The organism is Actinomadura formosensis (genome assembly GCF_050948385.1).
GTDB lineage: Bacteria > Actinomycetota > Actinomycetes > Streptosporangiales > Streptosporangiaceae > Spirillospora > Spirillospora formosensis.
In genome coordinates this window covers 1801495-1824019 of sequence record NZ_CP192011.1, presented here as the reverse complement: position 1 = coordinate 1824019, position 22525 = coordinate 1801495, and the positions used below count along the sequence as shown (strand labels likewise).

At 72.2% G+C, this 22525-nt stretch carries 22 protein-coding genes; 7 read left to right on the top strand and 15 right to left on the bottom strand.

All coding sequences use genetic code 11. The features are described from left to right. Positions 1-39: 39 nt before the first annotated feature. From ACQP1N_RS08570 to ACQP1N_RS08520, 11 genes are all read right to left on the bottom strand, one after another. The gene (locus ACQP1N_RS08570; protein WP_067804872.1) at positions 40-1641 is read right to left on the bottom strand and encodes an ABC transporter permease; all 1602 of its coding nucleotides are present in this window, start codon (positions 1639-1641) and stop codon (positions 40-42) included. Further along, positions 1638-2549 carry an ABC transporter ATP-binding protein gene (locus ACQP1N_RS08565; RefSeq protein ID WP_067804875.1) on the bottom strand — a complete coding sequence of 304 codons (912 nt, stop codon included), beginning with the start codon at positions 2547-2549 and terminating at the stop codon, positions 1638-1640. Before ACQP1N_RS08565 ends, ACQP1N_RS08570 begins: the two co-directional genes overlap by 4 nt. Further along, a complete protein-coding gene (locus ACQP1N_RS08560) occupies positions 2546-3208 on the bottom strand; it encodes a TetR/AcrR family transcriptional regulator (protein ID WP_067804878.1) in 663 nt (220 codons plus the stop codon). The genes ACQP1N_RS08565 and ACQP1N_RS08560 overlap by 4 nt, the downstream gene beginning before the upstream one ends. Positions 3209-3298: 90 nt before the next feature. Continuing rightward, the gene (locus ACQP1N_RS08555) at positions 3299-4360 is read right to left on the bottom strand and encodes a S1C family serine protease (protein WP_433230261.1); all 1062 of its coding nucleotides are present in this window, start codon (positions 4358-4360) and stop codon (positions 3299-3301) included. 111 nt (positions 4361-4471) lie between these two features. Beyond that, on the bottom strand, positions 4472-7645 hold the full coding sequence (locus ACQP1N_RS08550; RefSeq protein WP_433230258.1) for an FAD-binding and (Fe-S)-binding domain-containing protein: 3174 nt from the start codon (positions 7643-7645) through the stop codon (positions 4472-4474). Positions 7646-7676: 31 nt separating this feature from the next. Further along, complete coding sequence (locus ACQP1N_RS08545; protein WP_067800250.1) at positions 7677-8807, bottom strand: enolase C-terminal domain-like protein; 1131 nt, start codon at positions 8805-8807, stop codon at positions 7677-7679. An 83-nt stretch (positions 8808-8890) separates the two neighbouring features. Beyond that, positions 8891-9262 carry a peptidoglycan-binding domain-containing protein gene (locus ACQP1N_RS08540; RefSeq protein ID WP_067800247.1) on the bottom strand — a complete coding sequence of 124 codons (372 nt, stop codon included), beginning with the start codon at positions 9260-9262 and terminating at the stop codon, positions 8891-8893. Between the two features lie 36 nt (positions 9263-9298). Next, a complete protein-coding gene (locus tag ACQP1N_RS08535; RefSeq protein ID WP_067800244.1) occupies positions 9299-9529 on the bottom strand; it encodes a hypothetical protein in 231 nt (76 codons plus the stop codon). A gap of 258 nt (positions 9530-9787) precedes the next feature. Beyond that, positions 9788-10141, bottom strand: a complete 354-nt coding sequence (locus tag ACQP1N_RS08530) for a hypothetical protein (protein ID WP_433230254.1) — start codon at positions 10139-10141, stop codon at positions 9788-9790. A 9-nt stretch (positions 10142-10150) separates the two neighbouring features. Continuing rightward, positions 10151-10957, bottom strand: coding sequence for a hypothetical protein (locus ACQP1N_RS08525; RefSeq protein WP_067800239.1), 807 nt, complete (start codon positions 10955-10957; stop codon positions 10151-10153). Between the two features lie 129 nt (positions 10958-11086). Further along, positions 11087-11326, bottom strand: coding sequence for a helix-turn-helix domain-containing protein (locus tag ACQP1N_RS08520; RefSeq protein ID WP_165488421.1), 240 nt, complete (start codon positions 11324-11326; stop codon positions 11087-11089). 208 nt (positions 11327-11534) lie between these two features. Between ACQP1N_RS08520 and ACQP1N_RS08515 the strand changes: the two genes are divergently transcribed. Together ACQP1N_RS08515 and ACQP1N_RS08510 are read left to right on the top strand one after the other, a co-directional pair. After that, the gene (locus ACQP1N_RS08515; RefSeq protein WP_433230249.1) at positions 11535-12032 is read left to right on the top strand and encodes a helix-turn-helix domain-containing protein; all 498 of its coding nucleotides are present in this window, start codon (positions 11535-11537) and stop codon (positions 12030-12032) included. Between the two features lie 102 nt (positions 12033-12134). Further along, positions 12135-12893 (top strand): hypothetical protein, encoded by a 759-nt coding sequence (locus tag ACQP1N_RS08510; protein WP_433230247.1) that lies wholly within the window; start codon positions 12135-12137, stop codon positions 12891-12893. A gap of 77 nt (positions 12894-12970) precedes the next feature. Here the strand turns inward: ACQP1N_RS08510 and ACQP1N_RS08505 are convergent, their stop codons facing one another. Further along, positions 12971-13774: a TIGR00730 family Rossman fold protein gene (locus ACQP1N_RS08505; RefSeq protein ID WP_067800227.1), complete on the bottom strand. Its 804-nt coding sequence runs from the start codon at positions 13772-13774 to the stop codon at positions 12971-12973. Beyond that, positions 13771-14847 (bottom strand): succinyl-diaminopimelate desuccinylase, encoded by a 1077-nt coding sequence (gene dapE / locus ACQP1N_RS08500; protein ID WP_067800224.1) that lies wholly within the window; start codon positions 14845-14847, stop codon positions 13771-13773. The genes ACQP1N_RS08505 and dapE overlap by 4 nt, the downstream gene beginning before the upstream one ends. A 35-nt stretch (positions 14848-14882) precedes the next feature. Between dapE and ACQP1N_RS08495 the strand changes: the two genes are divergently transcribed. After that, the gene (locus tag ACQP1N_RS08495; RefSeq protein ID WP_433232627.1) at positions 14883-15557 is read left to right on the top strand and encodes a 4'-phosphopantetheinyl transferase family protein; all 675 of its coding nucleotides are present in this window, start codon (positions 14883-14885) and stop codon (positions 15555-15557) included. A 57-nt stretch (positions 15558-15614) separates the two neighbouring features. Here ACQP1N_RS08495 and ACQP1N_RS08490 read toward each other — a convergent pair whose 3' ends face one another. Then, complete coding sequence (locus ACQP1N_RS08490; RefSeq protein ID WP_067800218.1) at positions 15615-16451, bottom strand: 2,3,4,5-tetrahydropyridine-2,6-dicarboxylate N-succinyltransferase; 837 nt, start codon at positions 16449-16451, stop codon at positions 15615-15617. A gap of 44 nt (positions 16452-16495) precedes the next feature. Here ACQP1N_RS08490 and ACQP1N_RS08485 point away from each other — a divergent pair, with 44 nt between their 5' ends. The 3 genes from ACQP1N_RS08485 (at position 16496) to ACQP1N_RS08475 (ending at position 19906) form a co-directional block, all read left to right on the top strand. Then, entirely contained in the window at positions 16496-17413 is a 918-nt protein-coding gene (locus ACQP1N_RS08485; RefSeq protein ID WP_242608923.1) for a hypothetical protein, read from the top strand. A 67-nt stretch (positions 17414-17480) separates the two neighbouring features. Continuing rightward, positions 17481-18656, top strand: a complete 1176-nt coding sequence (locus ACQP1N_RS08480) for a glycosyltransferase family 4 protein (RefSeq protein WP_067800214.1) — start codon at positions 17481-17483, stop codon at positions 18654-18656. Next, positions 18635-19906, top strand: a complete 1272-nt coding sequence (locus ACQP1N_RS08475; protein WP_067800210.1) for an MFS transporter — start codon at positions 18635-18637, stop codon at positions 19904-19906. Before ACQP1N_RS08480 ends, ACQP1N_RS08475 begins: the two co-directional genes overlap by 22 nt. On the opposite strand, the gene ACQP1N_RS08470 is transcribed toward ACQP1N_RS08475, so the two are convergent. After that, on the bottom strand, positions 19899-21365 hold the full coding sequence (locus ACQP1N_RS08470; RefSeq protein WP_433230241.1) for an MFS transporter: 1467 nt from the start codon (positions 21363-21365) through the stop codon (positions 19899-19901). The genes ACQP1N_RS08475 and ACQP1N_RS08470 overlap by 8 nt on opposite strands. Before the next feature lie 162 nt (positions 21366-21527). Between ACQP1N_RS08470 and sigJ the strand changes: the two genes are divergently transcribed. Next, positions 21528-22433, top strand: coding sequence for an RNA polymerase sigma factor SigJ (gene sigJ, locus ACQP1N_RS08465; protein WP_433230238.1), 906 nt, complete (start codon positions 21528-21530; stop codon positions 22431-22433). The last annotated feature ends 92 nt before the right edge of the window (positions 22434-22525 follow it).

Genomic DNA, 22525 nt, shown 5'->3' with positions numbered 1-22525 from the left:
AACGGCTCAGTGCCCCACCGGCTCAATGCTTTTGACGGCTCAGTGCGCCGAAAGGTCGCGGCGGCGGAAGCCCGCCATGCCGGCGGCGGACAGGACGGCGGCGAGCGCCACCAGCCAGACCAGCGGCGTGACGGTGAAGTCCTGCCCGATCTTCGGGACGTGGGTGAACGGCGAGACGTCCAGCACCCGCTCGTCCAGGTTGAGGCTCGCCCCGAACAGTGTGATCAGCGCGAACACGCCGACCGCCGCCCAGGCCGCGGCGGTGAACCTGGGCGCCAGGCCGAACAGCGCGAGCGCGATCGCGCCGACCAGCCACACGGCGGGCAGCTGCGCCATCGCCGCGCCGAGGACCCGGGGAAGCACCCCGCCGACGTCGCCCTTGTCCAGCCCGTGCGCCAGCCCGGCGGCGGTGCCGGCGGCGGCCAGCGCGGCGGCGGGCCCGAGCAGCGCGAACACCAGGTGGCTCGACGCCCACCGCAGCCGTCCGGTCGCCGTGGCGAGCAGCGGTTCGGCACGCTGCCCGGTCTCCTCGGTGCGCAGCCGCAGTGTGGCCGACACCGCGTAGGCCGCGACGATGATGCCGAGGATGCTCATCACCGAGGCGAAGTAGGCGTCGGTGATGGCGGAACTCCCGCCGATGCGGGCGAAGATCTCCCGCAGGTCGGGGTTGTCCCTGACCATGTCCTCGACTCCCCCTGCGACGGCGCCGTAGACCACGCCCAGCGCGACGAACCCGGCGAGCCAGCCGTACAGCGAACGGCTCTGCAGCCGCCAGCCGAGCCCGAACGGCCCCGACAGCCGCCGCGGGGCTTCGGCCGCCCCGAGACGCGGGGGCAGGACGCCGACGCCGAGGTCGCGGCGCTCCGACAGGGCCCCGGCGGCGGCCACCAGGGCGGCGATGAACGCCGCCACCAGCGCGAGCGTCCACCAGCGTTCCCCGTCGTAGGCGCGCATCCGGTTGGTCCAGCCGAGCGGGGACGCCCAGCCCAGCCACGACAGGGAGTTGCCCGCGCCGCCGACGTCGGCGGCCATCCGGATCACGAACGCGACGCCGACCGCGGCGAGGGCCGTTCCGCGGGCCGCGCCCGCGCCCTCGCTGAGCTGTGCCGTGACGCCCGCGACCGCCGCGAAGACGCATCCGGCCGCGGCCATCTGCAGGCCGAAGGCCAGCGACCCGGCGAACGGGAGGCCCTGGGCGGTCATCCCGGCGGTGAGCAGCGCGGCGAACACGAGGTTCGCCGCCATCGTCACGATGAGCGCGGCGGCCAGGCCGGCGCCGCGCCCGAGCACCGTGGCGCCGAGCAGTTCGCGGCGGCCCGCCTCCTCCTCGGTCCGGGTGTGCCGGACGACCGTCAGCGCGCTGATCAGCCCGATCACCACGGGGATGAAACCGGAGCGCTGCGCGATGATGCTGCCGAGATCGGTGTCGTACAGCGGCCCGTACAGCGCCAGGAACGTCGGGTTGTTCCCGGTCGTCCGCGCGTACTGGAGCCGGTCGGCGGCCTGCGGGTAAAGGCTCTCGGTGGCCCCGACGAAGCCGAGCGGGACCACGGCGATCCAGATGACCCAGGTGGGCAGCAGGAACCGGTCGCGGCGCAGGATCAGCCGGATCAGCCCGCCGGTTCCGGTGAGCGCGCTCACAGCCCGGCCTCCTGCAGCTCGTCCTTGTAGTGGCGGAGGAACAGCTCCTCCAGCGTCGGCGGACGGCTGATCAGGCTGCGGACGCCGATCTCGGTCAGCCTGCGAAGCGCGGCGTCGAGCTGCGGCGTGTCCACCTCGAACTTGATGGTGGTGCCATCGATCTGCATGTCGTGCACGCCGGGCAGCGTGGCCAGCCCGTCCGGCGGGGCGGCCAGTTCCGCGTCGATGGACGTGCGGGTCAGGTGCCGCAGTTCGGCGAGCGTCCCGGACTCCACCGCGACGCCCTTGCGGATGATCGTCACCCGGTCGCAGAGCGCCTCGACCTCCGACAGGATGTGGCTGGACAGCAGGACGGTCCGGCCCGCGCGCCGCTCCTCCCGGACGCACTCCTGGAAGATCTCCTCCATGAGCGGGTCGAGGCCGGAGGTCGGCTCGTCCAGCAGCAGCAGTTCCGCGTCGGACGCGAGCGCGGCGACCAGGCCCACCTTCTGCCGGTTGCCCTTGGAGTAGGCGCGGCCCTTCTTGCGCGGGTCCAGCTCGAACCGGTCGAGCAGTTCGGCCTTGCGGCGCCGGTCCAGCCCGCCGCGCATCCGGCCGAGCAGGTCGATCACCTCGCCGCCGGACAGGTTCGGCCACAGCGTCACGTCGCCGGGTACGTAGGCGAGCCGGCGGTGCAGCTCGGTCGCGTCCCGCCGGGGGTCGCCGCCGAGCAGCCGGACGGTGCCCGCGTCGGCGCGCAGCAGGCCGAGCAGGATTCTGATCGTGGTCGACTTCCCCGAGCCGTTCGGGCCGAGGAAGCCGTGTACCTCTCCGGCCTGGACGGTCAGGTCGAGCCCGTCCAGCGCACGCGTCCGGCCGAAGGTTTTGACCAGGCCGGATACGGATATCGGGGGCGTGTTCGCGGTCACCGTTTCTCCTTGTGGGGGGGCTGCCCGCCGGCGGCGAGCATGTTCTTCAGGGCGGTGCGTGCCTGCTCGCTCAGTTCCGGCGACATGAGGTCGTCGTCGAGGATCTCCAGCATCGCGAGCGCCATCCGGGGGTAGCCCTCGGCCGTCAGGGTGTTGGCGCCCAGGGCCCGGGACAGGTGTTCGTGCAGGACCATCACGCCGAAGCTCATGGCCGTCATGACGGCCGCGTAGGCGTGCAGGTCGTCGGTCCGGGGCTTGGCCACCCCGGGTCTTCCGGCTTCGAGGACCTCCTCGGTGTACGCGACCACCTCGTCGTACAGCGCCATCGCGGCGGGTGACCCGTCGGTCAGGGCACGGGCCAGGTAGCGCTGGATGGGCAGGGCCGTCCGCATGGCGATCGCCAGGAACCCGGGATCGGACATCCCCCCGCTCAGCGACTCCTCTTTGATCTCGCGGATGGCCTCGACGGCGTACTCGTCACAGGACTGGCGCAGCGCCTCCTTCGTCCCGAAGTGGTGCTGGACGAGGGCGGGCGAGACACCGGCGGCCCTGGCGATGCCGCGGATCGTCGCGCCCTTCACGCCGTGCTCCGCGAACTGCAGCAGTGCCGCGTCCCTGATCCGGGCCCGTCCGGTCAGGTCGTCGGCTCGCTCGGCCATCCCCACCCCCTGTACCAATGTTCAGCGTCCTATACGAATGTACACTGTACTCCCGTACAGGACGCTGTCAATCGGTCCCGGGGGGTGGGCTCAGCCGCCGGGGAGCTGGCCGAGCGTCACCGGGACGGTCTTCTTCGAACCGTCCTGCCGCTGGATCTCGACCTTGACCGTGTCGCCCGGCTTGAGGTTCGCGAGCACCGACGAGAGCGCCGTCTGGTCGGGGGTCGCGGTGCCGTTCACCGACAGGATCAGCTCGCCCGGCCGGATGCCCGCCTTGGCGGCGCCGCCGCCCTTCTGGACCTGCACCACGGCGACCGCCGAGCCCTGCCCGCTCTGCGGGTCGACGATGGTGCGGACCACCACGCCGAGCGCGGCCCGGCCCGAGTTCGACACCTTCCCCTTCTCGATCAGCTGCGGGACGATCAGCTTGACGGTGTTGCTCGGCGTCGCGAAGCCGATCCCGGCCGCCGGGCCGCCGACCTGCGGGTCGGACGCGGCGGCGGTGGGAATGCCGATCACCTGCCCGTTCAGCGTGACCAGGGCGCCGCCGCTGTTGCCCGGGTTGATCGCCGCGCTCGTCTGGATGGCGTCGGCGATCGTCGACCCCTGGAAGGAGCCCTCGCCCTTGGTCGTGACCGTCCGGTGCAGCGCGGAGACGATCCCGTTGGTCACGCTCCCGGCCAGGCCGAGCGGGTTGCCCATCGCCAGGACGATCTGCCCGACCTTCGCCTTGCCGGAGTCGCCCCACGACGCGGGCTTGAGGTTCCCGCCGCTCACCTTGACGACGGCCAGGTCGTCGGCGGCGAACTCGCCCACCGGGGCGGCGTTCAGCGTGGCGCCGCCGCTGGCCGCCGTCACCTGGATCTTGCTCGCGCCGGCGACCACGTGCGCGTTGGTGACGATGTGGCCCTGGTCGTCGTAGACGACACCGGACCCCTCCGCCTTGTCGGTCTGGATCTTCACCACCGACGGCAGCACGGCGGCCACGACCTTCTCGTACTGCTGCTCCAGATCCGACACCGATCCGCCGACCGGCGCCGAGGTCCTCGCCGTCGGCGTCGCGGCCTGCTGTGCGCCGCCGCTGCATCCCGTGAGCGCCAGCATTCCCGCCGCCACCGCCGCGCAGGCCCCGACCTTCGCGTTCCTGTCCACGCTCCACCTCCAGAAGGGACGGTTCCCCTCAGCCGCGGCCAAGCCGTGGACGAGGTCACGATTTGGCGGCGTCATTGCATGATCGCGGGGCACCGCCGGAACACGCCGGGCTCACCCGCGCCTCGGCGCGGGCCTGCCCAGGGCGAGACCGATCCCCGCCGCCGTGGCCGCGCCCGCCGCGACGGCCGCGCCGACGCGGGCCGCGCGGCGGGCCGGCGGCGGAGCGGGCCCGCGCGTGCGCCGCGCCCGTTCGGGCCGCCCGCCGAGGGGACGGTCGCTCTCCCGGGCGAGCCGCATGAGCTGCGCGACGTGCAGGGCCCGCCGTCCCGTCTCGGCGTCCTCGATCTGGGTCTTGCAGGAGAACCCGTTCGCGACGATGGCCGTGGCGTCGTCGGCGTCCCGCACGGCGGGCAGGAGTGCCTGCTCACCGCAGTCCATCGAGATGCCGTACTTGCCCTTCTCGAACCCCCACGAGCCGGCCAGGCCGCAGCAGCCGCCCTTGAGGCTCTCGGTCTCCAGCCCCATCTGTTCGAGCAGCCTCTCGTCCGGGTCGACGCCGCCGGTGGCGCGATGGTGGCAGTGCCCCCAGAGCAGCGCCTTGCCCCCGCCGGGCAGCGTGGGCGGACGAATGTCGTACGCCTGGAAGAACTCGGCGAAGTGGTGCGAATGCGCGGCGAGCCGGGCGGCGTCGTCGTCGTGCGGGAGGAGCTTGGTCAGCTCGTCCTTGAAGACGGCGAGGCAGCTCGGTTCCATCCCGACGACCGGCGTCCCGGCCCGCACGTACGGGCGCAGGACGTCCAGCACGTCGTGCAGGTAGCGCTCGGCCATGTCGAGGAAGCCGTAGTCGTAGAGCGGACGGCCGCAGCACACGTGCCGCTCCGGCATGATCACCTGCCAGCCGGCCGCCTCGATCGCCTCCACGCACGCCACGCCGACATCGGTGTGGAAGTGGTTGTTGAACGTGTCGGGGAACAGCACGACCGGCCGCCCGTACGGGTTGGCCGTCCCGCCGCGCCGGCGGAACCACTCCTGCAGCGTCATCGGCGCGAAGCGCGGCAGCGGGCGCCTGCGGTCGATGCCCGCGGCGAGCTTGGCCAGCCGGGCGAGGCCGGGCGTGCGGATCGCGAAGTTCGCGACCTCCGGCATCCGGGAGGCGATCCGGGCCACCTGGTCGATGAACCCGAACGCGTACGCGTACCGGGGACGCCACCGCCGCGCCGACTTGTAGTGGTGGTACAGGAACTCCGACTTGTACGTGGGGATGTCCACGTTGACCGGGCAGTCGTTGGTGCAGCCCTTGCACGCCAGGCACAGGTCGAGCGCCTCGGCGACCTCCTTGGACTGCCAGCCGTCCGTGATGACCTCGCCCCGCAGCATCTCGAACAGCAGCCGGGCCCGTCCGCGCGTGCTGTGCTTCTCCTCGCGCGTCACCTGGTAGCTGGGGCACATCGTGGTGGTCGCGTGCGGGACGCGGCACTCCCCCACGCCGATGCAGCGCAGCGCGGCGTGCGCGAAGTCGCCGCCGTCCTGCTCGTAGGCGAACTTCACCGCGGGACGCGGCGGGTTGTAGTCGGCGCCGAGCCGCAGGTCCTCGTCCAGCCGGTAGGCGTCGATGACCTTGCCGGGGTTCATCTTGCCGTCCGGGTCCCAGATGCGCTTGAACTCGCGCATCGCCCGGATCAGCTCCGGCCCGTACTGGCGTTCCAGCAGTTCGCCGCGCTGCTGCCCGTCGCCGTGCTCGCCGGACACCGACCCGCCGAACGAGGCGACGAGGTCCGCGGCGTCCTCCATGAACCTCCGGTAGCGGGCGATGCCCTCGGCGCTGCGCAGGTCGAAGCTCATCCGGGAGTGGATGCAGCCCTGCGCGAAATGCCCGTACATGGCGCCGTCGATGCCGTGCCCGCGCATCACGCGGCGCAGCGCCCGGACGTACTCTCCCGTCCTGGCCGGCGGGACCGCCGAGTCCTCCCATCCGGGCCAGTGGTCCTTGCCCGGCGGGAACGCGGTCGAGCCGAGCCCCGCCTCGCGGATCGCCCACAGCTTCCCGCTGGCACCGCCCTCCTGCGCGCTCTTGGCCGTGACGATCCGCCCGCGGTCGTAGCCCTTCTCGCCGATGAGCCACTCGGTGAACTCCGCGGCCCGGCCGACCGACTCCTCCTCGGTGTCGGCGCCGAACTGGACCAGCAGCCACGCGCCGCCGTCCTGGAGGGGCAGTTCCTCGATGTTGGGCAGGTTCTTGCCCTGCTGCCGCTGGTCCTCGATGAGCCGGTGGTCGAGCGCCTCCAGCCCGATCGGCCGGAACCTCTCGATGATCTCGCCGGTGTGCTCGGCGGCGTCGGCGATGTCGGGGTACTCGACGACGACGAGCGTCCGCTGCAGAAGCGCGGGGGTGAGCAGCAGCACCGCCTGGAGGGCCGTCGCGCAGGTGCTCTCCGTGCCGACCAGGGCGCGGGCGACGTTGAACCCCTTCTCCGGGAGCAGTTCGTCCAGGTTGAAGCCCGACACCCGCCGCGGCATCTCCGCCACCGGCGGGAACCCCGCGCGGATGGCATCGGCATACCGGTCGCGCAGGTCGCGCAGCGCCGCGTAGATCTCGCCCTTGCGTCCGCCCGCCGCGATGATGCCGTCGAGGTCCTTCTCCTCGTCCACCCCCACCCAGAACCGGTCGCCGCCGTAGGTGACCACCTCAAGGGCGTGGACGTTGTCGGACGTGCGCGGCCCAGGCCCGTACAGCTGAGACTGGACGGAGTGGATGCCGCACGAGTTGTTGCCGATGTTGCCGCCGATCACGCACCGGGAGTGCGAGGACGGATCGGGCCCGAACACCAGGTCCGCCTTGCCGGTATGCCGGTTGAGGTCCTCGTTGATGACGCCCGGTTCGCACGTCACCCGCCGGTTCTCCACGTCGAGTTCGCCGATCCGGGTGAGGTACTTGGAGTGGTCGATGACGACCGCGTAGTTGACGGTCTCGCCGGACAGGCTCGTCCCGCCGCCCCGGTTCAGCACCGGCGCCCCGTACTCCTTGCAGACGCGGTGGACGGCGACGACGTCGTCCAGCGTCTTCGGGACCACCACGCCGATCGGCACCTGCCGGAAGTTCGACGCGTCGTTGGCGTACATGGCCCTCGACCCGGCGTCGAAGCGGACCTCGCCCTCGACCGCCTTGCGCAGGGCGCGGGCCAGCTTCCCGACCTCGATCACCTGCCGTCCGCGCGGCGGCCCCGGAACCGACGGAGCCGTCTTCGCCGGGACCTGCCGCGTCTCGGCGGTCTGCAGCCTCACCATGTGCGTCGTCCCCCATTCGTTCAGTCGTCGGTCAGGCCGCGCGGGCGCCGTACACCCGATGCGGCTCCGCGTCGGCCCACCGGACCTCCAGGCCGAGGCCGGGGCGGTCGGTCGCCGGGCGGAGCGCGCCGTTCGCCGGGCTGAGGTTCCCGTCGAAGACCAGGTGCTCCACGCGGACGTGGTCGTGGAAGTACTCCAGGTGGCGGAGGCGCTTCACCCCGCAGAACGCGTGCGCCGACACCGCGGGCGCGCAGTGCGCCGACAGGTCGATCTGCCGCGCCGCCGACAGGCCGGCGATCTGCAGCAGGCCGGTGACGCCGCCGCAGCGGGTGACGTCGGCCTGCAGGCAGTCGACGGCCGGCCCGTCGAGGAGGTCGGCGAAGTCCTTCGGGACGAACCCGTACTCGCCCGCCGCGACCTCCAGCCGGCCCGGGCCCTCGTCGCGCACCAGCCGCAGCCCGGCCGTGTCGTCGGAGCTCACCGGCTCCTCCAGCCACCGGACGTCCCACTCCTCGGCGAGCCGCCGCGCCCAGTACAGCGCCTGCTTGCGGGTGAGGGCGCCGTTGGCGTCGGTGAACACCTCGGGGTCCGGGCCGATCGCGTCGCGGACGGCGGTGAGCCGCCGCGGGTCCTCCGCCGGCCGCCGGGAGATCTTCAGCTTCACCCGCGGGATGCCCTGCCCGACCCAGCCGCCGAGCTGCGCGGTGAGCCGGTCCAGCGGGTAGTTCGTGAAGCCGCCGCTGCCATAGACGGGGACGCGGTCGTGAAACGCGGGCAGGAGCGTGACCAGCGGGACGTCCAGCAGCCGCGCCTTCAGGTCCCACAGCGCGATGTCGACGGCGGACACCGCCATCGCGCCCACGCCGGGACGCCCGGCGTTGCGGATGCCGGCGAACATCCGCTCCCACACCGCGGCCGGGGCGAGCGCGTCGGCGCCCCGCGCCACGGGAGCGAGCTTCGACCGGACGAACGCCGCGACGGAGGCGTCACCGTAGGTGTAGCCGATCCCGGCCTTCCCGCCGGCCCGCGCCTCCACGAGGATCATGGTCGTCGAGTCCCACCGGAGGGTGCCGTCCTCCTCCAGGCCGTCAGGCCCGTCCGTGGGCACCTCGAAGGCGTGGACCCCGACGTCCTCGACCCGCGCATCGCCCCCCACGCGCATCGGCCCCTCCCTTCCCACGTGCGTCTACTACCGCGGGGAGAGGGGCCGAAACGAACACGGCCGAGGGGTCCTGCGTGCGGGCTTCAGTTCCAGGTCGCGGCCCACGTCAAGGCGTCGATCTCACCGTCGGCCGTGATGCCCGCACGCTCCTGCAGGCACTTGGCGACCTTGCAGGACCGCGGCCCGTACCATCCGTCGACGCGCAGCGTGTAGCCCTTCTTGCACGCCTGCCGCTGCCACCGCTCGACGTCCATCCCGTTCATGATGGGCGTGCCCGGGCCGTCGTACTTCAGCGTCCGGCGCGGAAAGGCCGGCATGCCCTTGATCATCTGAACGAGGTTGCGGCGCGGCCGGCGGTGCTTGCCGCCGAGCCCCCGCTGCAGCCACGGCGCCCACTGGACCGGCACGGCGTATTCGGACGACGTCACACTCGCCTTGATCACGTCATTGTTCATTGGAATCCACCCTTCGTACTCATCACCTGCGGAGCATCAGCGCGGCGCCAGGCAGATCCCGGGCGCCGCGGACAGCCGGGACATCTCGACACCGATCACGAGGGCGCCGAGCAGCGCCAGCGCGATGACGCAGAGGATCAGCGCGACCTCCGTCCACAGCCGCGAACGTCCGGGGGAGGGCAGGGGGAGTGCGGCGTCCGTTCCGTAGGCCGGGTCGGAGGGCTCCAGGAGAGAAAGGGGGGCGACGTTGGGTTCGTGCAAGGTCATGTGTTGCTCACTACCGTCCATTGGAATTCGAAATGGCCAGGGGAAGAAACGGCCTGGGGATTGAGGCGGCCGGGGGATTGGAACGGCCGGGTTCAGGGGAATGACGGGACGGCCGGCGGCCACGCCGGTGTGGACGGCGTGGCCGCCGGTGACGGCGGATCTCCTCCCCCATCCGAGACCCGCCCCCGGGGAGGTCGCCTCCCTCTCCCCCAATCAGGAGACGACGTCGCTTTCAGCGGTTTTTCGGTGCAGGTCTTTTCAGTGCAGGTCCCAGCTGTGCAGCCGGGCGACCCTGCGAAGTTGCTCGGCGTGCGCGCGGGAGCTTTCGGGGGGCAGCGATTCCCAGCGTTTGGCGAGGTCGAAACAGGCTTCGGTCAGCGAGCGGTGTTCGCGCAGCGCGGCCGATTCGAGCGCCTCGGCCCGGTTCTGCGCCGCGACCGCCTCGTCGCGCTGCGCGGCGATGAGCCGAACCGCCTTTTCCGCCCGGCCGAGCTGCGCCAGTGTGTCGGCCGCCTTCCGGTAGAGACTGCGCCGGCGCTGGACGGCGAACGTCAGCGCGGTCAGCGCGATCGTCACGGTCAGGACGGTGGCCCAGGCATGTTCTCCGCTCACCGCTCTTCCTCACATTCCGGCGGCGCTCTCGGCCTGCCCGTTCCAGCGGACCAGCGACACCGCACCGCCGGCCCGCGGCCCGGCCCCGGCCTGCGCCATCTCCGGCCGCGGCTCCCGGTGCCCGGCCGGGGGGTTCGCCGCCGGGCCCGGTTCGGAACCGTCCTGGACGGCGGCCTCCTGCCCTTCCAGTTCCTCGGCGGGGGGCCAGGGCCGGACGGCGAGGACCTCGTCCAGCAAAGGCCACGCGGCGGGGACGCCGTCCTCGTCCAGGAGGGTGAGCTGCCCCCCTTCGACGGAGCTGAGCAGGCCGATGTCCCGGGTGCCGTCGGCGTTGTCCACGCAGACGAGGCAGCCCATGAGCGAGGCGAAGGCGCGGGGCGCGCAGGACGGGATCTCCGGCTCCGGTACGGCCGGCGGCGGGCCGCCGGCCCGTGCCCGCTCGTCCGCGTGCAGGGCGACGACGTGCGCCGCCGCGTACAGCGCGCGCATCGACTCGGCGAGGTGCCCGAACTGCGCGGGGGTGGCGTCCGGCGGCAGCGCCATCCGGATGCTGCCGATGGCCAGGCCGAGTCCCTCCTCCTCGGTGGCGACCTCGCGGATCTCGCCGGGGGACGGGATGGGCGCGGTGCCGTGCGCGATCGTGAGGAGGAACTTCGCCTCGGCGGCGAGCCCCTGGTGCCGATGCAAGATCTCCATGACCTCGAACGCGGCCTTGCGGTGCGTTTCGAGTTCCTCGTGGGCCCGTTCGATGGCGACCTCGTGTTCGGCGATGGAGGAGGCCAGGCCGTCGATGGTGCCCTGGCTGAGCCAGTTCATCCGGCACCCCCGGGGAGGGGGGCGCCGGGCACGGCGCGGGGAGAGGGTGGTGCGGTGTTCATACGTGTTAGTCCTTCTGGCGGGGCGTGTCAGGAACGGCCGTCGCGGGCGGCCGTCCACCCGTGGGGATCAGTTCGAGCGGTCCCAGCGCTCGGCCGGCTCGGCCGGGCAGGCGCCCATGTCCTTGATCGCTTCCAGGTCCTCGTGCGCGAACCGGAACAGGCGCTTGCCGTATCGGCGGTGCGGTATCTCCCCCCGGCTTGCGGCCCGCACGAGCCAGTCACGGGTGAACGACGTCATCTCTGCGGCTTCCTGCGGCGTGTACAGAAGCCGTTCCACGGGGATCTCGCTGCCTGGAGAGCTCGACATGACCGAAAGAGTAACGCATCTCTGTGCGTCTCGCAGCTTCAAGACGCGTTTTAACCATGACATGTGTTATCCGATGCACTTCGTTGTGGAAGCCAGGGACGGCCGACCCCCCAAAACGCGTTACGACTCCTCAAAGTCCGTTTTGTTCCGCTACACTTACGCACCGTGTCAGGCCGTCACCCCGCGACACAGAAGGAGCCTGATCACGTTGAATGATCTCGACGAGCCCGAGTACCCGCCTGCGGCATGGCGCAGGCTCGGGCAGATGGTCCGGCAGCGCCGGATCGAACTCGGCTTCGGCTCGCAGGCGAGCCTGGCCGCCGAGGGCGGGCCCTCGCTGTCGGTGGTGAACAAGATCGAGACCGGCCGCGGCAGGGACTACACCGACCGCGTCATCATCCCTCTGGAGGACCGGCTCGGCTGGCGCCGCGGCAGCTTCCGCGCGATTCTCGAAGGCGGCGAACCCGTCCCCGCGGACACCGCCTCCCTCGCCGCGCCGGCGGCCGAACGCGCCCAGGAGAGCGGCTATCCCGACGAGGTGGCCGGCGACCCGTTCCTACGCTTCATTTGGGACGCGCCGAAATCCCTCGCCGATGATGAGGATAAATGGGCGGCCGTGACAGGTGTGCTGCTCAAACGCATGCGACCGGTTCCCAGGTCTCTCGAAAACCAGCAAGATCGCCAGCAGCGGGCCGACGACATATAGCGTCGTCAAACTGGGTAGCAAGCGAATTTGCAACCCAGTTCCTGCCTGAGCATCGTGCTGCCGGGGGCGCGGACGACGCGACGGACGCGATCGGGAGACGTCATGGATTTTCCTGATGTACAGCGCCTCAAAGAGACCATCGACCGTCTGACCCGGGAGAACGCGAAACTGCGCACCCAACTCGCGGTGACACAGCAGTGGAACCCGCCCCTCGATCTGGAACGCGCGTTCCGGTCGGTTCGGGGCTGGCAGTGTCTCACGGTATCGCTCATCCCCGAGAACCCCACCCTTATTCTCATCAGCGGAACCGAATGCGGAAAGGAGAGCGAGGACGCCGACGCGGCGGACGACGAGGAGGACGCGGGGGCCGGGGAGGTGTGGCGCCACCTGCAGACCGCGGCCGCGCCGCGCGGCCGGATCGGCCCGTTCGCGCGGGCCCGGATGCCGGGACGCCTCCTCGGCTACCTGCGTGAGCAGAGCGGCCGCACCATCATCGTGCTCAACCGGGATCTGCGCCGCGGCCAGGTGTCACGCGCGGCGCGGATGCTCCGGGAGAACGCCAAGAAGCACCGCCCGGCCGGCTTCCTGGAACTGTCCGCCATCCCCCTGCTGAGCCTGTGCGCGCTCTTCCCCGGCAACCTCGTGGTCAAGGGCACGGCCGGGCTCTCCGCCGCCGCGGCACCGGCCGCCACGATCATGCTGCCGGCCGCCGTCATGTCCACCGCACTCCCGCACATCGACCTGAACACCGTCACCATCCGTTCACGACCCGCGTCTCACGTCCGGCACGTCGACAGGCGGCCGGCCTGGCCCCCGGCCCACGCCTCTCTGCGCGGCCGTAACCCGTCCCCGCGTCGATAGAACGACCAACCTGGAGGGTGTTCAGCCCCGGGTCCAAAGGAGGGCACCGGGGCCTTCCGGTCGCATCGGGGGAGGCATCACTCGCCGGCGCCCTCCGCGGCGGCATCGACGGCGGCCTGCTCCTCCCGGAGCCGCCGCTCGGCCGCGATGTGCGCCTCGACCACGACCTCCACGACCTCGGCCGGGTCGTCGGTGAGGTGGATCAGGTCGAGGTCGAACGGGGAGACCTTCCCGGAGGGCAGCATGGTCGAACGGACCCAGTCGATCAGGCCGCCCCAGAAGTCCGTCCCGACGAGCACGATCGGGAACCGGGTGATCTTCTTGGTCTGCACGAGGGTGATCGCCTCGAACAGCTCGTCCAGCGTCCCGAAACCGCCCGGCAGCACCACGAACGCCTGCGAGTACTTGATGAACATCGTCTTGCGGACGAAGAAGTAGCGAAATTCCAGCCCGATGTCGAGGTGGTCGTTGAGCCGCTGCTCGAACGGCAGCTCGATGCCGAGCCCGACGGACAGGCCGCCGCTCTCGTCGCAGCCCTTGTTGGCCGCCTCCATGATCCCGGGGCCGCCGCCGGTGATGACGGCGTAGCCGGCCTCGTGCAGCCGGGCACCGATCTCGACGGCGAGCTTGTAGTCCGGCGAGTCCGGCTTGGTGCGGGCGCTGCCGAAGACGCTGACCGCCTTCGGCAGCTCGGACAGCAGGCCGAAGCCCTCGACGAACTCCGCCTGGATCCGCAGGACGCGCCAGGGGTCGGCGTGCACCCAGTCGACCGGGCCGCGGGTGTCCAGCAGCCGCTGGTCGGTGGTGGTCTGCGGGACGGCCCGTCCCCGCAGCATGGCCGGTCCTTGACGCCGCGCCGGGGAATTCGCATCCAAAGTCATGGGGCCACGGTAGTAGGAGCGGCCAGCCACATGCGCATACGTCGCTCGCACTCGGCGATCAGCGGGATCTCGACGTACTCGTCCCTGGTGTGGGCGAGGGTGGGTTCGCCGGGCCCGTAGTTGACGGCCGGGACGCCGAGTTCGGCGAAGCGGGCGACGTCCGTCCAGCCGAGTTTGGCGCGGACGCCGGCCCCGCTGGACGCGACGAACGCGGCGGCGGCCGGATGCGTCAGCCCAGGCCGCGCGGCGGACGCGGCATCGGTGACCGTCACCTCGAAGCCGGCGAAGATTCGCCGAAGATACGCCTCCGCGTCGGCCGGCGACTTGTCGGGCGCGAACCGGTAGTTCACGGTGACGACGCATTCGTCCGGGATGACGTTCCCTGCGACGCCGCCCGAGATGAACACGGCGTTCAGGCCCTCGTGGTATTCGAGGCCGTCCACAACCGGACGCGCCGGCTCGTACGCGCGCAGCACGTCGAGAATCCGCCCGGCCGAGTGGATCGCGTTCGACCCCGTCCAGGCGCGGGCGCTGTGCGCCCGCTCCCCCTTCGCGGTGACCTCGACGCGCATCGTGCCCTGGCAGCCGCCCTCGATCAGCGCGCCCGTCGGCTCCATCAGCACGGCGAAATCCCCGGCGAGCAGTTCGGGACGCGTCGCCGCCAGCTTCCGCAGCCCGTTGCGCTCCGCCTCGATCTCCTCGCACTCATAGAAGACATAGGTGACGTCACGGGTCGGCTCGGTGACGGTGGCGGCGAGCCGCAGCGCGACGGCGACGCCGCTCTTCATGTCCGTGGTGCCGCACCCGTAGAGCCGGTCGCCCTCCACCCGCGACGGAAGGTTGCCGTTCAGCGGCACGGTGTCGAGATGCCCGGCGAGCACGACCCGCTCGCCGCGCCCCAGCTCGGTGCGCGCGACCACGTTGTCGCCCGCGCGCTCGACCACCAGGTGCGGAAGGGCCCGCAGCGCCTCCTCCACGGCGTCCGCGAGGACCCGTTCCGCGCCGCTCACCGACTCGATGTCGACGATCGCCGCCGTCAGCTCCGCCACATCTGAGAAGAGATCAAGCCGCATGGGCAGCAAGGCTATCTATCATCGCAGTCGTGGAGATGCTTGAGTGCGCCGTCCGCTGGGCGGTCCCGGTGGACGAGCCCCCGATGCACGCCCTGCTCGACGACCGGGAACGCGACCGCTACGACCGTTTCCTGCGTCCCGAGGACAAGGCCCGCTTCGTCACCGGCCGTTTCCTCGCCCGCACCGTCCTCGCCGAGGCGACCGGGCTGGCCCCGGAGGCGATCCGCTTCACCACCGGCTGCCCGCACTGCGGCGGTGAGCACGGCAAGCCCCGCCTCCCCGGCAGCGAACTGAACTTCTCCCTCTCCCACTCCGGGGACCGCGTCGTGCTCGTCCTCGCCGAGGGCGCCGAGGTCGGGGTGGATGTGGAGCGGGAGAGCGACCGCGACATCGACCGGCTCGCCGAGATGGTCCTCACCGCCCGCGAGCGGGAGGCCCTCGCCGCCATGGCCGACCGGCAACGCGGCTTCCACGCCTACTGGAGCCGCAAGGAGGCCCTCCTGAAGGCGACGGGCCACGGCCTGGCCGCGCCCATGACCGACATCCACGTCTCCGCCCCCGACGCTCCCGCCGAGGTTCTCGCCTGGGACGGCGAGGCGGCCGTCCCCGACGTCCGGCTGGCCGACCTGACTCCGGGCCCCGGCTACGCCGCCTCCGCCGCCGTCCTCACCGCCCGTCCCCTCAAGATCACCGAGATCCCGCCCCCCTGACGCCTGCCGCACGGCGCGCCCCGGGCAGGGGGCACGCCGCCGGGGGGGGGCACTCCGTCAGGTGTTGATGCCGTGGTCGCGGAGGATGTCGTTCAGGGACGCCTTGTCGTGGCGCCGGCCCTCCTCCAGGCGCTTGAGGATCAGCACGGCCGGGAGGCCGAAGGTGCCGCCCTTGAACTCCTTATAGCGGGTGCCGCCGACGGCGACGCACCAGTCGGGGATGCGGCCGCGGCTGATCTCCTCGCCGGTCTCGACGTCGATGACGGGCATGGACGCGGACAGGTTCGTGCCGGAGCCGACGACGGCGCCGCGGCCGACGCGGGCGCCCTCGACGATCATCGAGCGGCTGCCGATCATGGCCTCGTCCTCGATGACGACGGGCTTGGCGTTCGGGGGCTCCAGCACCCCGCCGATGCCGACGCCGCCGGACAGGTGGACGTTCTTGCCGATCTGCGCGCAGGAGCCCACGGTGGCCCACGTGTCGACCATCGTGCCGGAGTCGACGTAGGCGCCGATGTTGGTGAAGGACGGCATCAGCACGACACCGGGCGCGAGGTAGGCGCCCCAGCGGGCGATGGCGCCGGGGACGACGCGGACGCCGTCCAGCCGGCTCTTCAGCGGGATGCGGTCGTGGTACCGGAAGTCGCCGACCTGGGCGCGGGCCATGCCGAGAACCTTGAAGCTCAGCAGGATCGCCCGCTTGGCGCGCTCGTCGACGACGACGTCGTCGGTCGCGGGGTCGATGCGGGCGACGCGGGCCTCGCCCGTGTCGATCTGGTCGACGGCGGCCACGATGGCGGCGCGCGCGTCGGCGTCGTCCGGGGTGAGGTCGGCGCGCCGCTCCCACAGCTCGTCGATGCCGCCGGAGATCGGGCTGCTGAACGTTTCGGTCATGCCTCATGAGCTTACTGGGGGCCATTCCCCGGTACCTTCTTCGCGTGGCTGTTTGGGCGAGGTTGAAGGAGCGCCCCGAGGAGGGGGCGGACGGCGGGGGGAGCCGCCGCGGCCTGCGCTGGGCGGTGGGCCTGGCCGTCGGCGTGATGCTGCTGGCCGTCGGCGGGTTCGTGCTGTTCGACCGGGTCCGGCCGTATCTGCACGGATCCGGCTGCGAGGTGCGCACGAGCCAGGGGACGATGCCGCTCGACCTGGAGCAGGGCGCCAACGCCGCCACCATCGCCGCGGTCGCGTTCCGCAAGCAGCTGCCCGAGCGCGCCGCGGTGATCGCGTACGCGACCGCGATCCAGGAGTCGCACATCCACAATCTGGCCGGGGGCGACCGCGACTCGGTGGGCATGTTCCAGCAGCGCCCGTCGCAGGGCTGGGGCTCCCCCGACAAGCTCCGCGACCCCGTCCAGTCGACCAGCAAGTTCTTCGACGCCCTCGTCAAGGTGAAGGACTATCTGGACCGTGACCTGCACGACGCGGCGCAGCGGGTGCAGCGCAGCGCGGACGGCAGCGCCTACGCCCAGCACGAGCGGGACGGCAAGCTCCTCGCGGCGGCGTTCACCGGACGGGAGCCGGCCACGGCGCGCTGCTGGTACCCGCCGGGCAAGAAGACCGCGTCCCGCCGCCCGGAGGCGATCCGGGAGATGCGCCGCGCGTTCGGCAGCCGCCTCAAGGTCGGCGGCCCGAGCCCCCTCACCCAGGGCGCCCCGTCCCGTCCCGAATCCTGGAACGCGGTAAAGGTCACGAACCCGCGGGCGGGCTGGGCCGTCGCGGCGTGGGCGGTGACGCACGCGCAGGCGTACGGGCTGACCGAGGTCCGGTACGCCGGAAAGCACTGGCAGGCCGACGCGGGCCACGACGGCTGGACGCAGGACAAGGCGGCCCCGCCCGACGCCGTCATCGTCCACTGAGCACCGAGGGGCCTTGACGGGACCCGCAGCAGGATTGGCTCACGTCCTCACGGGAAGTCGTCACCGCATGGAGATACCGCGGACCCTGGTGCTGACCGGGCACTTTCCGCCGGAGGCCGGGGGTGTGCAGACGTTCACCTGGGAGCTGGTGCGGCGGCTGCCCGCGGAGCGGATGGTCGTGGTGGCGCCGGCCGGGCCGGGGGCCGCGGAGTTCGACGCCGGGCTGGGTTTCCCGGTGGTGCGGCGGCACGGGTATCTGCTGTTCCGCGGGCTGCGGCGGATCGTCGCGCGGTACGGGGTCGAGGCGGGGTGGATCACGGCGGCGGCGCCGTTCGGGATGTACGCGCCGCTGGTGCGGGCGGCGGGGGTGCGGCGGCTGGTCGGGTCGGCGCACGGGCAGGAGCTGGGCTGGTTCCGGGCGCCGCCGACGCGGGCGGCGCTGCGGGCGGCGGCCCGGTCGTTCGACACGCTCACCCATCTGTCCGAGGCGACGCTGCCGGAGCTGGCGGGCGCCGTCGGGGACCGGACGCGGCTGGTGCGGCTGGCGGGGGCGGTGGACACGGTGCGGTTCCGGCCGGGTCTGGACGGGTCGGCGGTGCGGCGGCGGCACGGGCTCGGCGGTGGGCCGGTGGTGCTCAGCGTGGCCCGGCTCGTCCGCCGCAAGGGACATGACATGCTGCTGCGCGCGTGGGCGGACGTGGTGCGGCGGCGCCCGGACGCGCGGCTGGTGATCGTCGGGGACGGCCCGATGCGGCACCGGCTGACCGAGCTGGCGGACAGCTACGGCCCCGGGACGGTCACGCTCACCGGCCCGGTGTCCGTGGCGGACCTGCCGCGCTACTACGCCGCCGCCGACGTGTTCGCGCTGGCGTGCCGGGACGACCGGCGCGGGCTGCAGACCGAGGGCCTCGGCCTGTCGGTGCTGGAGGCGTCCGCGGCGGGGCTGCCGGTGGTGGTCGGGCGGTCGGGCGGCAGCCCCGCGTCCCTGCTCGACGGGCGGACGGGCGTCCTGGTGGACGCGACCCGGCCGGACGAGCTGGCGCTCACCCTGCACCGGCTGCTCGCCTCCCCCGGGCGGGCCGCCGCGATGGGCGCGGCCGGGCGGCGGTGGACCTGCGAGCACTGGAGCTGGGACACGGCCGCCGCGACGCTCGCCGCCCTGCTGTCCGATTCCTATCCCGATGCGCCGTCGCGGTACGCGAGTCCGGGGATGGAGCCCGTATGGGACTCAGGGAGCAGCTGAGCCGCCGGGACTTCCGGCGGCTCATCGTCGGGCAGACGATCTCCTCGTTCGGCGACTGGATGGGCACGCTCGCGCTGATGTACTTCGTCCTGCAGCTGAGCGGCTCCACGACGGCGGTGGGCGGCGTGCTGGTGCTGCGGCTGTTCCCGTCCGCGGTGGGCGCTCCGGTGGCGGCGCGGGTGGTGACGCGGTGGCGGCGGCGCGGCGTGATGCTGTGGTCGAACCTGGTCCAGGCGGGCATGGCGGTGGCGCTGCCGCTCGTGCCGTGGCTCGGGTGGGTGTACTTCTGGGCGTTCCTCATCGAGGTGGTGGGGCTGGTGTTCCTGCCGGCCCGGGACGCGGCGATCCCGTTCCTCATCGAGGAGAACGAGGGCGAGCACGACACCGCCACGCTGGAGCTGGCCAACGGCATCACGATGGCGACCTCGTACGGGATGATCCCGGTGGGCGCGGGCGCGTTCGGCCTGCTGCAGTGGGTGTCGGGCATCGCCGGCTGGGAGGGCAACTGGCGGTACGTCGTCGTCTTCTGGCTGGACGCCGTGACCTACCTCGTCTCCTACCTCGCCATCCGGTCGATTCCCGATCTCGGGCCGGGTCCGGCCGAGAAGCGGCGGATGGAGCACACCGAGCGGGAGGCGCGGGGCGGTTTCCTCAAGGCGCTGAGGCTTCCGGTGGTGCGGAGCGTCCTGCCGGGGGTGGCGGTGGTGGCGCTCGGGCTGGGCGCGCTGTTCTCGCTGGGCGTGGTGTTCGTGAGGAACGTCCTGGACGCGGGCCCGGTCGAGTTCGGGGCGCTGGTGGCGCTGTTCGGGGTGGGCGCGCTCACCGGCCTGCTGCTGGTCCACCGCAAGGCGGGCGACCTGATGACGCAGATCAAGCTCGGGACGACCGCGCAGGGCGTGGTGATCGCGTCGATGGGCCTGGTGGGGTCGGTCGCCTGGTCGTTGGCCGGGGCGGTGGTGTTCGGCGCCGCCGCGACGAGCGCCCTGGTGGGCGGCATCACCTACCTGCAGGAGGCGCTCGACGGGGTGGAGCGCAACCTGGCGCTGACCGCGTTCCACGCCGTGCTGCGGTTCGGGCTGGCGCTGGCGGCGCTGCTGTCGGGCGCCGCCGCCGACCTCCTGACGGAGGCCGGCGCGTCCCCCCTCGGCCTGGCACCGGCACAGTTCGTGCTGGCGGTGTCCGGCCTGGTGGTGGTGGCGGGCACGTTCCTCATCCGTCCCCCCGGCACGGCGAACATGTCGGCTACCTGACGGGTTCGGGTTCGAGGTCCGGCGCGATCTCGGCCTCGGCCGCCTCACCGTGGCTGTTCGCGGCGCGCAGTGCGACGGCGGCCGCGGCGGCCAGGAAGACGCCGCACGCCAGCAGCGCCCGGGAGAACCCGGCGGTGAGGGCCTGCGGCACCGGTGTCCGGTCCGCGAGCAGGGCGTTGGTGCGGGACGTGGCGACCGCCGTGAAGATCGCCAGGCCGAGCGCGCCGCCGAGTTGCTGGGAGGCGTTGAGCAGCGCGGCGGCGAGGCCGGCCTGGTCCGGCGGGACGCCCGCGTTGGCGGCGGTGGTGACGGCCACGAACGCGGCACCGAGCCCCAGCGAGCTGATCAGCAGGCCGGGCAGCAGGTCGGTCGGGTAGGAGCCGTCCACCGGGATGCGCGACAGCCAGTAGACGCCGGCTCCCGCGAGCAGCAGCCCGGAGACCATCAGCGGGCGGGTGCCGATCCTGGTGAGCAGCCGGGACGAGACGCCCGCGGCGACGGCGACGCCGAAGCAGAGCGGCAGGTAGGCCGAGCCGGTCTCCAGCGGCGAGTAACCGAGGACGTTCACCATGTAGAGGCTGAGGAAGAAGAACATCGAGCCGATGCCCGCGACGGCGACGAGCTGGGTGACGTCCGCCGCCGCGAGCCCCCGGATGCGGAAGATCGACAGCGGCAGCAGCGGGTTGCGTCCGCGCTGCTCGTTGAACAGGAACGCGAGCAGCAGGACCAGCGACCCGGCGAGGCCGCCGATCGTGCGGGCCGCGTCCCAGCCGACCTCCGGCGCCTTGACCAGGGTGAACACGAGCAGCAGCATCCCGCCGGTGACGAGGACCGTGCCGAGGACGTCGAAGTTCGCGAGCCGCGCGGTGCGCCGGTCGCCCTCGACGAGCAGGAACAGCCCGGCGATCACCAGGACGCAGACCGGGACGTTCACCAGCATCACCCAGCGCCAGCCGGGCCCCTCCGTCAGCAGCCCGCCGAGCAGCACCCCGGCGGCGGACGCGCCGCCCGCGACGCCGCCCCACACGCCGAGCGCCCTGCCCCGGTCGCCGCCCTCCTTGAACATCGTGGTCAGGATCGACAGCGTGCCCGGCAGCATCAGTGCGGCACCGGCGCCCTGCGCGAGCCGCGCGCCGATCAGCATGCCGGGCGTGGTGGCGAGCCCGCCGATGACCGCGGACAGCGAGAACAGCACGGTGCCGGTCACCACGACACGGCGGCGGCCGAGCAGGTCGGCGAGCCGGCCGCCGAGCAGCATCAACCCGCCGTAGGTCAGCAGGTAGCCGGACGGCACCCATTGCAGGTCCTGGAGGGAGAAGTCCAGAGCCCTGCGCATCGCGGGCAGTGCGATGTTCACGATCGAGGCGTCGATGAAGTCCAGGAACGCGATCGTGCACAGCAGTGTCAGCGTCAGCTTGCCGCGCCCGGTCGCGAGGAAGGACGGTTGCGAGTTCGCCATGAGGTCCTCCGAGTCCATGTGGTTTCGTGACCCAGGAGGCGGTGAAAGGCCCCGAGTGTGACGCCGTCGCCCACGGATGAGGTCCACATCACATTCCGCCGGGGGATGTCACACTTCGGGCGTGCGGGCTCTCTGAGGGGTGAGCGCACGGGAGGACGGGCCATGCCGGAGCACATCGCCGGGGAGACCGCGACAAGCGTGTTCGCCGACCATTGGGAGCTGCTGTTCTCGGTCGTCTACAACATGCTGGGCAGCGTCGCCGACACCGAGGACGTCCTGCAGGACGCGTGGCTCGCGTGGGCGGCCCGCAGCGGCGACGGCGACGCCGGCGAGATCGAGAACCCGCGCGCCTACCTGGTGCGGGTCGCGGTCAACACCGCGCTGTCCCGGCAGGCCGCGATCAGCCGCCGCCGGGAGGCGTACGTGGGGCCGTGGCTGCCCGAGCCGCTGGTGAGCGAGGCGGGCGCGGACGAGTCCGCCGAGCGCACCGAGACGGTCTCGATGGCGCTGCTCGTCGTCCTGGAGACGCTGACGCCGCTGGAGCGGGCGGTGTTCGTCCTGCACGAGGTGTTCGGGTACGCGCACACCGAGATCGCGCCGATCCTGGACCGCAGCCCGTCCGCGATCCGGCAGCTCGCGCACCGGGCGCGCGAGCACGTCCACGCGCGCCGTCCCCGCTACCAGGCCGACCCGAAGGTGCAGCGGCAGGTGACGGAGCGGTTCCTCCAGGCGGCCCTGGGCGGCGACCTGGACTCGCTGATGGACCTCCTGGCGCCGGACGTGATGCTGTGGACGGACGGCGGCGGCAAGGTCAAGCGCGCGGCGGCGCTCCGCCCGATCCACGGCGCCGACAAGGTGGGGCGCGTCATCGCCGGCACCGCCACGCGCGGCCCCGAAAACCTGGACATCCGGTACCGGACGGTCAACGGCGACCCGTCGGCGGTCCTGTTCGAGGCGGACGCGCCGTTCGCCGTCATGGTGCTCGACCTAGGGCCGGACGGCGACCGCATCCGCGGCATCTACGCCGTCACCAACCCCGACAAGCTCGCCCACATCGAGGACGTCTAGGGGCGGCGCGCACCCGGCGCCGATGTCCAAGCAAGCACTTGGTTAACCGTCCGTGACCTGGTAACACAGGTGCGTGACGACAAGAAAGTTAC

Coding starts and splice junctions, on each gene's coding strand:
- sigJ (WP_433230238.1), top strand. CDS start 21,528: ATGCCGGAGCACATCGCCGGGGAGACCGCGACAAGCGTGTTCGCCGAC.
- ACQP1N_RS08540 (WP_067800247.1), bottom strand. CDS start 9,262: ATGAACAATGACGTGATCAAGGCGAGTGTGACGTCGTCCGAATACGCC.
- ACQP1N_RS08475 (WP_067800210.1), top strand. CDS start 18,635: ATGGGACTCAGGGAGCAGCTGAGCCGCCGGGACTTCCGGCGGCTCATC.
- ACQP1N_RS08560 (WP_067804878.1), bottom strand. CDS start 3,208: ATGGCCGAGCGAGCCGACGACCTGACCGGACGGGCCCGGATCAGGGAC.
- ACQP1N_RS08505 (WP_067800227.1), bottom strand. CDS start 13,774: ATGACTTTGGATGCGAATTCCCCGGCGCGGCGTCAAGGACCGGCCATG.
- ACQP1N_RS08550 (WP_433230258.1), bottom strand. CDS start 7,645: ATGGTGAGGCTGCAGACCGCCGAGACGCGGCAGGTCCCGGCGAAGACG.
- ACQP1N_RS08495 (WP_433232627.1), top strand. CDS start 14,883: ATGCTTGAGTGCGCCGTCCGCTGGGCGGTCCCGGTGGACGAGCCCCCG.
- ACQP1N_RS08525 (WP_067800239.1), bottom strand. CDS start 10,957: ATGAACTGGCTCAGCCAGGGCACCATCGACGGCCTGGCCTCCTCCATC.
- ACQP1N_RS08535 (WP_067800244.1), bottom strand. CDS start 9,529: ATGACCTTGCACGAACCCAACGTCGCCCCCCTTTCTCTCCTGGAGCCC.
- ACQP1N_RS08480 (WP_067800214.1), top strand. CDS start 17,481: ATGGAGATACCGCGGACCCTGGTGCTGACCGGGCACTTTCCGCCGGAG.
- ACQP1N_RS08490 (WP_067800218.1), bottom strand. CDS start 16,451: ATGACCGAAACGTTCAGCAGCCCGATCTCCGGCGGCATCGACGAGCTG.
- ACQP1N_RS08470 (WP_433230241.1), bottom strand. CDS start 21,365: ATGGCGAACTCGCAACCGTCCTTCCTCGCGACCGGGCGCGGCAAGCTG.
- ACQP1N_RS08545 (WP_067800250.1), bottom strand. CDS start 8,807: ATGCGCGTGGGGGGCGATGCGCGGGTCGAGGACGTCGGGGTCCACGCC.
- dapE (WP_067800224.1), bottom strand. CDS start 14,847: ATGCGGCTTGATCTCTTCTCAGATGTGGCGGAGCTGACGGCGGCGATC.
- ACQP1N_RS08520 (WP_165488421.1), bottom strand. CDS start 11,326: ATGTCGAGCTCTCCAGGCAGCGAGATCCCCGTGGAACGGCTTCTGTAC.
- ACQP1N_RS08510 (WP_433230247.1), top strand. CDS start 12,135: ATGGATTTTCCTGATGTACAGCGCCTCAAAGAGACCATCGACCGTCTG.